General features: G+C 49.5%; 10 protein-coding genes and 2 pseudogenes. 5 read left to right on the plus strand and 7 right to left on the minus strand.

Going from position 1 to position 12,824, the window contains the following annotated elements:
• Positions 1-13: 13 nt before the first annotated feature.
• Genes tauA through tauD form a run of 4 tightly spaced genes read left to right on the plus strand, consistent with a single transcriptional unit; the run spans position 14 to position 3,462 of the window.
• On the plus strand, positions 14-1,009 hold the full coding sequence (gene tauA / locus D9980_RS21980; RefSeq protein ID WP_121608447.1) for a taurine ABC transporter substrate-binding protein: 996 nt from the start codon (positions 14-16) through the stop codon (positions 1,007-1,009).
• Positions 1,010-1,019: 10 nt separating this feature from the next.
• Entirely contained in the window at positions 1,020-1,787 is a 768-nt protein-coding gene (gene tauB / locus D9980_RS21985) for a taurine ABC transporter ATP-binding subunit (protein WP_121608448.1), read from the plus strand.
• Positions 1,784-2,617: a taurine ABC transporter permease TauC gene (tauC, locus tag D9980_RS21990; protein WP_024482702.1), complete on the plus strand. Its 834-nt coding sequence runs from the start codon at positions 1,784-1,786 to the stop codon at positions 2,615-2,617. The genes tauB and tauC overlap by 4 nt, the downstream gene beginning before the upstream one ends.
• Positions 2,614-3,462, plus strand: coding sequence for a taurine dioxygenase (gene tauD / locus D9980_RS21995; RefSeq protein ID WP_121608449.1), 849 nt, complete (start codon positions 2,614-2,616; stop codon positions 3,460-3,462). Before tauC ends, tauD begins: the two co-directional genes overlap by 4 nt.
• A gap of 3 nt (positions 3,463-3,465) precedes the next feature.
• Here tauD and D9980_RS27355 read toward each other — a convergent pair.
• The 6 genes and pseudogenes from D9980_RS27355 to D9980_RS26885 all read right to left on the minus strand — a co-directional run.
• Positions 3,466-3,555 (minus strand): annotated as a pseudogene (locus D9980_RS27355) (NUDIX hydrolase); the annotation flags it as partial.
• 193 nt (positions 3,556-3,748) lie between these two features.
• Positions 3,749-5,848 carry a peptidase domain-containing ABC transporter gene (locus D9980_RS22005; RefSeq protein WP_121608450.1) on the minus strand — a complete coding sequence of 700 codons (2,100 nt, stop codon included), beginning with the start codon at positions 5,846-5,848 and terminating at the stop codon, positions 3,749-3,751.
• Entirely contained in the window at positions 5,841-7,115 is a 1,275-nt protein-coding gene (locus D9980_RS22010; protein WP_121608451.1) for an HlyD family secretion protein, read from the minus strand. The genes D9980_RS22005 and D9980_RS22010 overlap by 8 nt, the downstream gene beginning before the upstream one ends.
• 111 nt (positions 7,116-7,226) lie before the next feature.
• Entirely contained in the window at positions 7,227-7,664 is a 438-nt protein-coding gene (locus D9980_RS22015) for a toxin-activating lysine-acyltransferase (protein WP_121608452.1), read from the minus strand.
• 14 nt (positions 7,665-7,678) lie between these two features.
• Positions 7,679-8,869: an MchC protein gene (locus D9980_RS22020; RefSeq protein ID WP_238393659.1), complete on the minus strand. Its 1,191-nt coding sequence runs from the start codon at positions 8,867-8,869 to the stop codon at positions 7,679-7,681.
• Between the two features lie 581 nt (positions 8,870-9,450).
• Positions 9,451-9,714 (minus strand): microcin H47, encoded by a 264-nt coding sequence (locus D9980_RS26885; protein WP_071783764.1) that lies wholly within the window; start codon positions 9,712-9,714, stop codon positions 9,451-9,453.
• A 637-nt stretch (positions 9,715-10,351) separates the two neighbouring features.
• Between D9980_RS26885 and D9980_RS22035 the strand changes: the two genes are divergently transcribed.
• Entirely contained in the window at positions 10,352-11,590 is a 1,239-nt protein-coding gene (locus D9980_RS22035; RefSeq protein ID WP_370454359.1) for an alpha/beta hydrolase-fold protein, read from the plus strand.
• A gap of 22 nt (positions 11,591-11,612) precedes the next feature.
• Here the strand turns inward: D9980_RS22035 and D9980_RS22040 are convergent.
• A pseudogene (locus tag D9980_RS22040) lies at positions 11,613-12,718 on the minus strand (glycosyltransferase).
• Between the last annotated feature and the right edge of the window lie 106 nt (positions 12,719-12,824).

The raw sequence follows: 12,824 nt of genomic DNA on the forward strand, positions 1-12,824 counted from the left end.
AACGGAGCGGATCATGGCGAGCAAACTTTTCTCATTACGCAGTGCAGTATTGTTGGCTTTATCGCTCGGTGCGGCCAGTGCCCAGGCAGTGGACGTCACCGTGGCTTACCAGACATCCGCCGAACCCGCCAAGGTGGCGCAGGCGGAAAACAGCTTTGCCAAACAGTCTGGCGCGACCGTTGACTGGCGCAAGTTCGACAGCGGCTCCAGCGTGTTGCGTGCGCTGGCCTCTGGCGATGTGCAGATTGGCAATATAGGCTCCAGCCCGCTGGCCGTGGCCGCCAGCCAGAAGCTCCCTATCGAAGTGTTCCTGATCGCCTCGCAGCTGGGTAGTTCCGAAGCGCTGGTGGTGAAAAAGGACATCAAATCTCCCCAGGATCTGATCGGTAAGCGCATTGCGGTACCGTTCATTTCCACCACTCACTACAGCCTGCTGGCCTCCCTGAAACACTGGGGCATCAAACCTGACCAGGTGCAAATTCTCAACCTGCAGCCGCCAGCCATTGCGGCGGCCTGGCAGCGTGGGGATATCGACGGGGCTTATGTATGGGCTCCGGTGGTCAATGAACTCGCCAAACAGGGCAAGGTGCTGACCGATTCCGAGCAGGTTGGCCAGTGGGGCTCACCAACGCTGGACGTGTGGGTTGTGCGTAAAGACTTTGCCGAGCAGCATCCGGAAGTTGTCACCGCGTTTGCTGCCAGCGCCCTGCAAGCGCAGAAAGCCTATTTGGCACAGCCGGAGCAGTGGCTGAAAGACTCAAGCAACCTGAGCACGCTGGCTCGCCTGAGCGGAGTGCCGCCAGAACAGGTGCCGGAACTGGTCAAGGGTAACCGCTACCTGCCGGTCGCCGATCAGATCACTCAACTGGGCCTGCCGGTAGATAAAGCCATTCGTGATACCGCCGAGTTCCTTAAGCAACAAGGCAAGATCCCGCAGGTGGACAGTGATTACAGCGCCTATGTGACCGACCGCTTTGTCAAACAGGTGCAGGCTGCGCCGCAGTCGTAAGGGATCCGCCATGCTAAACGTTAACCATCTTTCGGCCGATTATCAGGGGCGTGCGGCGCTGCGCGATGTGTCGTTCCAGATAGCCAAAGGGCAACTGGTGGTGGTGTTGGGGCCTTCTGGCTGCGGCAAGACCACGTTGCTGAATTTGATCGCCGGGTTTATTGAGCCAACGGCAGGCAGCATTACGCTGGATGATGTCCCCGTCAAAGGCCCGGGGGCCGAGCGGGGCGTGGTCTTCCAGCATGAAGGCTTACTGCCGTGGCGCAACGTGGTGGATAACGTGGAGTTTGGCTTACAGCTGGCTGGTGTGGCCAAGCCGCAACGCCGCAAGGTGGCGCAGCAGATGTTGCAACGCGTTGGGCTGACCGGCTATGAGCAACACTTCATCTGGCAGCTGTCCGGTGGGATGCGTCAGCGGGTGGGTATTGCTCGCGCCTTGGCTGCTGACCCTCGGCTGTTGCTGCTGGATGAGCCTTTCGGGGCACTGGACGCGTTCACTCGCGAACAGATGCAGGAACTGCTGTTGAACATTTGGCGCGATACCGGCAAGCAGGTGCTGCTGATCACCCATGACATCGAAGAAGCGGTGTTCCTGGCCAGCGAGCTGTTACTGCTTTCTCCTGGCCCTGGGCAGGTGGTGGAGCGTTTATCGCTGAATTTTGGCCAGCGCTATGCCGCCGGAGAGGCTTGCCGCGCCATCAAGTCCGATCCTGAGTTTATCGCCCAGCGTGAATACGTGCTGGGCCGGGTGTTCCAACAGCGCGAGGCCTTGCTATGAGCCTGCATTCTGTTCTGAAAGCCGCAGTACCGACAGCGGTGCGCCAATCTCGTTTCACGCTGCCGCGCAGCCTCAAGCTGAGCACTGCAACCTTGCTGGTGCTATTGGCTGTCTGGTGGGCGGTAACCGCCTTGCAGCTGATCAGCCCGTTATTTCTGCCCGCACCGCAGCAGGTCTTGCATCAGTTGGTGGTCATTGCCAGCCCGCAAGGCTTTATGGATGCCACGCTGTGGCAACACCTGGCCGCCAGTCTGGGGCGGATCCTGGTGGCATTACTGGCCGCTGTGGTGATCGGTGTCCCGGTGGGTATTGCGATGGGGCTAAGTGAGACAGTACGTGGCCTGCTTGATCCCCTGATTGAAATTTATCGCCCGGTACCTCCGCTGGCCTATCTGCCGCTGATGGTGATCTGGTTTGGCATCGGTGAAACCTCGAAAATCCTACTGATCTACCTGGCGATTTTTGCCCCGGTGACGCTTTCGACCGTGGCAGGCGTACGCAGCGTAGCGCAGGTGCGCATTCGTGCCGCGCAGGCTTTGGGAGCCAACCGCTGGCAATTGCTGCGCTTTGTGGTGTTGCCTAGTGCGCTACCGGAAATTCTGACCGGCATCCGTATTGGCCTGGGCGTCGGCTGGTCTACGCTGGTGGCCGCCGAACTGATTGCCGCCACGCGCGGTCTGGGATTTATGGTGCAGTCCGCTGGTGAGTTTCTGGCGACCGACGTGGTGATCGCCGGTATCAGCGTGATTGCGATAATCGCATTTGGTCTGGAGCTGGGGCTACGTGCCTTACAGCGCCGCTTGACCCCCTGGCATGGAGTACAGCAATGAACGAACGTTTAGCAATTACCCCGTTGGGGCCATATATCGGCGCGTTGGTGGAAAACGTCAATCTGGCGCGACCACTGGGCGATGGTCAGTTTGAACAGCTTTACCATGCCTTGCTCAAACACCAGGTGCTGTTCCTGCGCGATCAGCCAATCACACCGCTACAACAGCGTGAGCTGGCAGGGCGCTTCGGCGATCTGCATATTCACCCGGTGTATCCACATGCTCCCGACGTGGAGGAGATCATTGTGCTGGATACTCATGACGATAACCCGCCGGATAACGACAACTGGCATACCGACGTCACCTTTATCGAAAACCCGCCGCAGGGGGCGATTTTAGCCGCCAAGCAGCTGCCGACGACCGGTGGCGACACGCTGTGGGCTAGCGGGATTGCCGCTTATGAAGCGTTGTCTGCACCCTTTAAACAGTTGTTGGTCGGGTTGCAGGCGGAGCATGACTTCACCAAGTCGTTCCCCGAATATAAACATCGTGGCAGTGAGGAAGAGCATCAGCGCTGGCAGTTGGCCGTGCAGAAAAATCCACCGTTGCTGCATCCGGTGATCCGCACCCATCCGGTGACCGGCAAGCAGGCGCTGTTCGTCAATGAAGGATTTACTACGCGGATTGTCGATCTGGCGGCGAAGGAGAGTGATGCTCTGCTGAACTTCCTGTTTGCGCATATCACCAAGCCGGAGTTTCAAGTGCGCTGGCGCTGGCAGGCCAACGATATTGCCATCTGGGATAACCGGGTTACGCAGCATTATGCCAACGCGGATTACCTGCCTCAGCGGCGCATTATGCACCGCGCAACCATTCTGGGGGATAAGCCGTTCTATCGCGCCTGAGGATCACTCCACCATCAGGTTTCTGGAAAAGTTTCTCATATCTACCCCCGCTTTCCTGCGGTACAGGCGTGCTTTACGTGCGCCTGTTGCCACTCATTTTTCATTAAATATGGTGTATTATTGTAATGTCCATGCTATCCGTTTGTTAGGGTAATTACATAATAATTTGAGCGAACAATGCTATTTTATGAACAAAAAATGAATTTTTTAAATAATGATGATGGAAATATTTAACCCCCAATCCTATGTGGTTAATTCATTTTTTAATAATATATTTTTTCACTCTCTATTGTAATGAAATAACTCTGTCAACTGTTCGGATTGTAGTTTCTCTGTGCGCGATAATAACCCTGGTTATATTCATTTTTTTTATCGCCTGATTCACAAAACGTTCACTTTCGTTGTCTAGAGAGCTGGTTGCCTCATCCATGAATAAAATGCCTGGTTTCCGGTAAAGTGCTCGTGTGATAAAAATACGTTGCTTTTGTCCACCGGACAGTCCTTCTCCTAGTTCCCCTATTAGCGTTTCATAGCCCATAGGCATTTTTATTATCACATCGTGAATATAACTGGCTCTGGCACACTCAATCATCCAGTCCTCATCTATATCTTGCGAAAATCCGCAAATATTCTCCCGTATTGAGCCGGAGAACAGCCTGTCATCCTGCATCACGCAGGCAATCATCATATGAAAGTTGTTCACGCCCAGTTGGCGTATATCTGTACCGTCTACCAACACCTTGCCTGAACTGGGTTCAAACAACCCACATAACACTTTCATCAGCGTTGTCTTCCCAGCTCCAGAGGGGCCAATTATCGCGACACTTTCCCCTGGGGCAACTCGGATAGTTAAGTCATTGAATACGGGGGCAGACTGACTATCATATTGGTAGCTAAGATCTTGCGTTTCAAGCATGGCTGGAAACATCTCGGCGACAATGGGAATCTCTGGTTTTCTAGCTTCTCTCTCATGTAGCGCAATATCGGAAATGCGCTCGTTGTGCAGGCTCATCATCCGTAATTGCAGCAGAAAACTAGTCAGCGAAGCTACCCGATCAGAGAATTGCCCACGGAATGCTCCAAACGCCACGAACATCCCAATGGTCATCTGGTTGTCGATCACCAGGCTAGTACCTAGCCACAAAATCACTACCTGATCACTCGCCGCGATAAATGTGTTAATACCGCCAAATAGCAGATCCATTTTGGTAACTTTGATGCCTGAATTGATGGCATCAATTTTGAGGTTAAGCCAGTGCGTTAACCGTCGCTCTGCGATACCCTGCATCTTCACCGTTGCTATGCCATAGAGGGTTTCCATAAAATATGAGCTAGCCCGTGCGTCGCGGACCAATGTTTCTTCCGATAGTTGCCGGTAATAGCCGTAGGTTAGCAGGCGAATAAAGACGTATACGGTAGTAAAACCCAGAACAACCCAGGCCAGATACCCTCCGTACAGAACCATCATCACCAGAACGCCGACCACCATGATACTGTCCATGATGGCACCGACCACGCTGGTTGTGAATGTGACACGTAACGTATCCAGAGAACCAAAACGGGACTGGATATCACCTAGCTTGCGTCGTTCAAAATATCCTAGTGGCAACCTCAATAGGTGGTTAAACAGACCTGATTGCCACTGCACATTGATGAGTGTTCCCATGACCTGTGATGACCAAGCGCGGAGCATACCTACAGCAGCCCGAAGAAGAATAAAAAATATCAGCCCGACGCAAATGAGGGTTAGTAATCCCCTATCGCCAGCCGGTATTGCATGATCCATGACCAGTTGTGTGCCTATCGGCATTACCAGATTGATAGCTTCGATGACCACCGATAGGCAGAAAATTTTTGTCAGTGTGCTTTTAATCCCGTAAATGCTATCAATAAGCGTATTCAGGCTCACTTTGTTTTTAAACGTCTCCGCCGCAAATTCGCTACCGGGGCAGACTTCAACCGCTACTCCGGTAAAATATTGAGACATCTCAGCCAGTCCCACCGTTCTACGTCCACGCGCGGGGTCATGGATCACAAAACGGTTGCGCTTAACGTTTGCCAGCACGACGAAGTGGTTAAAGTCCCAATGGAGGATACAGGGAGTTTTCAGGGTACTCAGCTCGTCCAGATCCAGCGATAGCGCCCGGCTGGTTATTCCCAACTGTGCGGCGATACCGCTGATACCGGCCAGTGAGGTTCCACGTGCTGACAGATTGAATTGGCGGCGTAACGATATCAGGTCAATATTCTTGCCATAATGGCCACATATCATCGCTAAGCAGGCTATCCCGCACTCGGAGGACTCTGTCTGGTGAATGATGGGGAGACGTCGTCCCCATCGCATATCCAGTTTGTTAGTGATCTCTTTGAATTTAATGTTATTCATTTACCGGTCCTGTTGCGCTGTGCTTCATGTCATAAAATGGTGATAGCATCCATTGATAAATTTTTCTTTTTTCCAGAAATAAGGTGCTTTGTGCTTTCATACCATTTTCCAAATACAGGGGTTTCCCGTTGTAGCTGATGACCTGTTTTTCTGGTTTAACAATCACTTTGTACCAAGGGATAGATGCATCCAGCGTATTTTTTGGGGAGCCTTGGTAAGTCAGCATTTCCTGCGTTGAGGCTGGAGTTCTGGTTATTGTCGTCACTGTGGCTGAAAATTGTCCGAATTTTTCGGCGGGAAATGCTTCATAACGAATGTTGACTTTATCCCCTACAGCGATATAAGGAACGGCATCATTGGGTACCCAGATAATCAGATAATAACGTTCTATATTTTTGGGGGTGATCTGCAGTAGGCTATCTCCAACATTCACCATTTGTCCCACGGTGACACTCAGCGAATCTATTATTCCATCTGATAACGCGCGGATAATAATTTCCCCCCCCATATCGGTATCAAGCAGCTCCTTTTGCAATTCGTATCGCTGTAGCTCCATCTGGTAGATACGGTTATCGAACTCAGCCGCCTGAGTATGGAACTGACTCTCCAGACTGGTTATCTGCAGGGCATTCTGCTCGTTCTGTCCAATCAGGTTGAGTAAATTATTTTGTTGCTGATAATATAACGCTACCTGATTAGTCAATTGGTCATTATTGATAAGTCCTTTTGCCTGGTATTTTCTGTAATTGTCCATGTTATCTTTCATTATTCTTATTCCTTCCTCGGCCCGTCTTATGATATCTGATGAGCGTCTGAAAGCATTGCTATACTGTAGATGTTGTTTTTCTAGTGTACTCAATGTGGTTTTCTTACTTATCTTTAGTTGTGAGGTGATATTATCCACACGGAGTAGTTGGTTTTCGATATTTCTGCGTTTATTTTCACTGACAACACCACTTCGCGTACTTTTACTGACGTCGAGCTGATAAATAGGATCGCCTTTTTTAATTATCTGACCCTCATGGGTAAATTGTTTTACCACAAAACCCTGTGAGCCAGAGTAAATATTAACGGCCCGTGGCCAAGTAGCTATCTCTCCGCTAACATTAACGCGACGAGTATAAGAACCTAGGATGATGAATGTCATGAATGCTGTTATAAAAAAAACGCAGCCTAGCATGCTCAACCAGAGAGGGATGCCCGGAAGTAAAATTGCCCTTCCCCGCCATTTCATCTTTCTGTTTTCTACCGCATCCTTACGAAACACAATAAATGTCCTTAATTTCATCTTTCACAATGCATAAACAATTAGCCTACCTATTACGATTAAAGGAGTGTAGTCAAAGGTATTGAGCACATATATTCCTTTAACAAGAAGTTATGGTCGAAAGATCATGATTTTTTTCCTTCGGTTCTGCCAGTGCACCTGTCCTTCACCCCATGGACGTAGCTGGATGAAACGCTCGATGGCCTTACGACCAAAACCAGGCTTACAACAAAAATCGAGGATCCAAATCCTGTCCCCCTCATTCCATTCGGAAGGATGTAGTCTGAACTCAGGGTCGCTGAGTAACCGTTCTTCAGTATCGACTTCCAAGTAGGCCCACGTGACATAGGCCAGTGGCAGACCGCGCGTATCGAAGAGGAATTTTATCTGGTTGTAATGTATCGCGAATTCTGTCCAGAGCTGAATGCTTAAAACCGGATAGAGGCTGTAATTACGATTATGGAGCATACAACTTACGGCAAAACCAATCTGTTCGTGAGTTGACCACACCTCCCGGCCATTGGTGTTCTCTCTTATATATGACGTCATGTTTATTCATCCTTTTACAGCACATACCTGATCGGTTGCTGACTACTCAACGCCTTTCTGGCAAATATCTGCATTCTCGCTCCCATGGTGGAAAGTGCCTGTTGCAGAGACAGAGCATCATTGCCATAAGAGTCCAGTAGGACTGCGATCTCCTCTGACATCCGCGCTTTGCTCAAACATGCTCTAGGCTGCACTCTTTTCCGCGCATGTTGTTCCATTTCTTTCAGGATAATTGATATATCGAACTGCCGAACCTTGCAGGTTTGTACTAGCCAGTGGAGGGTTTCGGTAAAACACCGTAATGTGCGCGTGAAATGTACATCATGCTCTAAGTCAGTGTCTTCCTCGACTAATTGCCCTTGGCTACGGCGAATTAGGTGCAATACAAGCTTTTCCAGTGGTGACCCGGTTTTCTCGTCGTAATTTGGACAGTGTAGTGTTCCGCTACGGTTGTCGAGCAATTTAAGAAAGCTGTCTACCAGCTGTTTCAGTGTTTCAGGTATCTCTTTTAGGAACAGGAGGTCTACAGGAATTCCCAGCAGTTCCAGGTATCCGTGGTAGCAGGCTTTCTGAAAGGTCTGCTGAAAAGTGTCCTCAACCTGATGGCGGGAAATCATGGTGAATGCAGGATCGAACAAGTATTTGCCGAGATACAGACAGAGATCAGACAGCCCTTGTTGAAGAATCTCCGGCTCTTTCATCAGTTCTGTAAGCCTGAGTCTGTATCCGAAATCGTAGTGATAATCACTGGGGAACAAACAGTTCAGCCCGTTGAAATCCAATAGCCTGCCATCCATTGCAATATTGGATGGTGACGTTGTCAGCCTCAAAAAGCGAGTACGGCAAAATGCCATCTGCCATGCTTGGCGCCGGGCCATCTCACATAATCCTTCAATGCAGTAGAGCTGTGGGTCGCGATAAGCTTTTTCGCTGAACCCTGCAGGCGGAGCTGGTAAATTCGCTGGCAGCATGTGGATCACTGCTCTAACCCGCCGGGCATCGTGCATCAATTGTCCGCGATATTCAGACTGAGGCTGAAAGTAAGGGGCCCGTTCGAAATGTGCTGGGCGAATCACCGGTTTACGAACCAATAATGCACGCCGTGAGGGCACCTTGGACCGTTCGAACGTAATGTCTATATATTGGTCGGTGAGTAATACGGCCTGTGTTTGTACTGCGCCATAAGGTAATAGCTGTGCCAGCACTTCTCCCCATAATGTTTCATAAATTGCATGAATAGCACCAAGTGCACCATTAGTATGACGCCGGTCTGAACCATTTCCAACTAAAGGGTTTGCCCCGATCCCTTTAACCTGATAGCGACCATCGAAACCGCAGCGGGCCCCCCACCATTTCGCTGAATACCGCTGCCACCATAACGTTCTGCATGAAACACTTTGGCAGGAGCTGAACTGGAGGCATCTATTAGATAACTACAGGCATTGCGCAATGTTTCTTTATCTTCGAGATCTGGGGCGCTCCATATCAAAGAGGACGTAACCTGGCGAGCGCAGAAGGGCACCAGGTTTTCGCTTAGATCAGCTAGTGAAGGGGAGTGGCTCATCCGGTTATAGTCTCCACTGTATTTTCCTTGTATGAGAGCTGTTTACTCTCGGGCAGGCATCCCTCAAATCGCGGTTATTACACTCGAGTCACCTGATAAATTAACAATTTAAGCCTGAGTTTATTAAGTATAAAGATACATCCGAGAGTGATGTATCTTTATACGTCAGATTTATAACCACTTAACATGTATAGGATATTCAAAGTATCAAAATCTTGATAATTAGCTGCCGAAACCTGCAGCAGAGCTGGCACTCCCTGAACTACCTGGTCCTCCTATGCCTGCGCCGATGGCTACACTTAACCCACCCATAACAGCTCCGATTATCATGCCTGGCGGCCCAATTGGAGTCCCGGCAGCCGCGCTAGAAGCAATTGCACCTATAGCCCCAGCGATAGCCCCGACACCCACTGCGTTTGCAGTTGTTGCTGGTGCTCCACCTGCTCCTGAAATGTAATTTAATTGTGACGACGTCAATTCTTTCATAAAACCTCCATTTATGTTCAGCTTACTAAGAAAACCAAATCAAAAACTTCCTCGTCAGCCTGATTAGACCAAGAAATCCAATGTAAATAACAAAGGATAAGAAAATGTCGACAAGTGAATTGCCTTCTCCAACAACTTTTAGTGATGAAAATGATACAAAGATGACTGTTAGCGGAAAGCTAAGTATGGCAGCTAGTTTATTTACCCACGAGAAACTTGCCTCATTAGTCATAGTTATGCCCCTCTGTAATATATGAATTGTTCTTTCCCATTATTTATAAAAATATGGAAAAGAATATTCAGGAAAAGTAGTTACCAATGCTCAAAGCAACCATTGTTACAAGGGGCATAGCCTGAAGTCCATCATCCGTACTAATCAGTTTTGTAGTAAGTTCCATCTTCACCTTGCATAAAGAGAATGATTACTATTTACATTTTTATGTAAAAATTGCATGATATTCGTGTGGAGTCAAGTTTTTTTTAGTATGGTCAATGACTGTTCTTCAAACCAGATACTTACGTTCTCAAAGAGGCCGTCGTCGGTGGTTATTTGCTAAAGGAGGTGCACATATGCATTGTGACAAACTAGGTTCTTTTCTTACAAACATTAAACCTTTGAGCCAGTGAAATGCTAAAAATACGGAATGTATCACCCTTTACGCCCCATGATGTCGCAGCCATGGTACGTATACGCGCCCAGCTTGCAACACGCACATTACTGGACATAGCTCAGTTCTGGCGTGACGTGGAGTCTGTCAGTATTCCTCTTTCCATTGAGGCGCACGGAGAAAATGACGAGCGCGATATCACCTTTCTATGGCGTACGGGAAAGTTGTTGCACGGTGTATATGTTCGCTTAAACCGTGTGACCGATAAAGATGATGTCGACAAGGGGTTAATGACCCACATTCCGTCTAGCGATATTTGGACGCTGACTTTACGATTGCATTCCACGTACCGCGGTTCATACACAATCATCGAAATTCCACAAGGGACCTCACCCGAAATCGTCTCGCAGCTTGGTGGTCGCTTCTCTCCGATTGTCGGTAAAGCCGATCCGCTTAACAAAACATCAGTTATTAACGTAAGAGGGGTCGAGGAGTCTATCCTGGCCTTAGAGCATTCTCCTGAGCAAAGAGAGTGGGAAGGCGTCGCAGGAGCTTATGCTGGTGTGATTGCTACTTCTTATCCATTTGTTGCTGGCAACCAGCGCCGTGTACGTCTGTATATTCCCGATGTATCTAGGTCAACGCCTTTGGGATTATTGGTGTTGCTTGATGCTGAAACGTGGTTCGACCACGTAGGCGTCCTTGGTGCCATCGATATCGCCATCAATAACGGCCGTATCAGCCCATTGGCCGTGCTCGGGATTGACAATCTCAATGAATTCGACCGTTCTGCGATCCTGGGGGGCAATAATGAGCTTGTGCTTGATATTGCCGAGCGCCTAGTGCCTCAGTTGCGCTCGGATTATTCAGATAGAACATGGGCAGGCCGTTCAAATACCGTTCTAGCTGGGCAAAGCCTTGGTGGCGTTACTGCACTCATGGCCGCGTTATATGCTCCTGGTATATTCGGTTCCGTGCTTTGTCACTCTCCTTCCATCTGGTGGAAACCGGATAAAAACACACGTCCCTCCGTGTTCACCGAGAATGATACATCCTGGTTGAGCGAACACGTGCTATCTAGGCCTCCTAAGCAGGTTCGGATCCGGCTATGCGTTGGTTCTTTAGAAGGAGTGACTGTTCCTCATGTTCAGCAATTGCACCAACGTTTGCTTGCAACCGGCGTAAAAAGCGATCTCTCAATCTATACCGGCGGCCACGATTATGCCTGGTGGCGTGGAGCCCTCATAGACGGACTAACCGAGCTGTAATAGCCAACTACTGGTTGTGCTGTCAGCCGCACTTCAGTTTTGCGACAAGACTTTGCGCAACCACGGAAGGGGCTGCTTGTGCGGCCATTTCTGCAGCGACTTGTGCCGAAGCGGTGCGTAGCTCAGCATTTCCTAAGAATTGATTGATAAGGTCACTCGTCAATCCATTCTTGCCAGGTATGATCCCACAACCTCGATCCACGACAGCCTTGGCATTAACCGGGCGATCTGCCCCTTGGCCAAATACGATCTGTGGTATCCCGCTATGTAAGGCTGTCAGGGTATTCCCTGCCCCACCATGGTGAATAAATCCATCGGCACCATTGAGAAATACGCCCATCGGGATCCAGTCAACAAGATGCACATTTGACGGCAACTTTCGCAAACCAGTACGCGCGTTGGCTGCTAGCTGTAAGATGATTTCGGCATCCACCTCATTTGCCGAGTCCATAACCCAAGAAATCAGATCTAGCCCATCAACCATGGGCTTAACGGTACCAAGACTAATCAACAAACGTTTTTTGTCTGGGGCCCTTTCCCACCACTCCTCCCAAACACCTCCCCGTTGTAGGGAATATATTGCATTGAAATTATTGGCTCACCATCATTCTTCAGAATGCTCATACTCGGTGGTGTGACATCGATCCAAGCAAGATCACGTGGCGGCGCATCGACACCATGACGAGAGTAGGCATTAGCCAACGATCTTGTCACCATTTTTACATGCCAAGGAGTGTGGCCGAATCCCACAGTTTGCATGACTATCGGAATACCATACTTTGCTGCAGCCAGTGGTCCTACGGAACCCAGTGGCGGATATACAATCAGGTCGGGTTGCCAATGACCTGTCAATTCAACCACACGGTCGGCCATCTCATCGCTAAAGAAAGAGAAATTTCCCACGATGTTGTTCTTCTTTCGTAAATCCTCCCGACGCCTATATTCGGCCTCAGAATCGAGCCCGGGCGAGGCATCAAACGCAACTAGGCCTGCCTCAGCTGCTTTCTGAGCAAATTTTCCTCCGCTCGCGACCAGTATTTCATGTCCATTCACACGAAAGCCTTGAGCAAGGGAGATCACTGGATACAACAGCCCGTACAAAGGTGGACCAATAAAGAGAATACGCATGAGAAAACCCCTCCCTTTTGATTGAAATTTGAAAATCTAACGCAGGCCTCTTGATTATGTAGGTCATAATGTATTACCTGTCAGGTTAATGATTCCTCTCTTAATT

Source organism: Serratia sp. 3ACOL1 (assembly GCF_003668775.1).
Taxonomy (GTDB): domain Bacteria; phylum Pseudomonadota; class Gammaproteobacteria; order Enterobacterales; family Enterobacteriaceae; genus Chania; species Chania fonticola.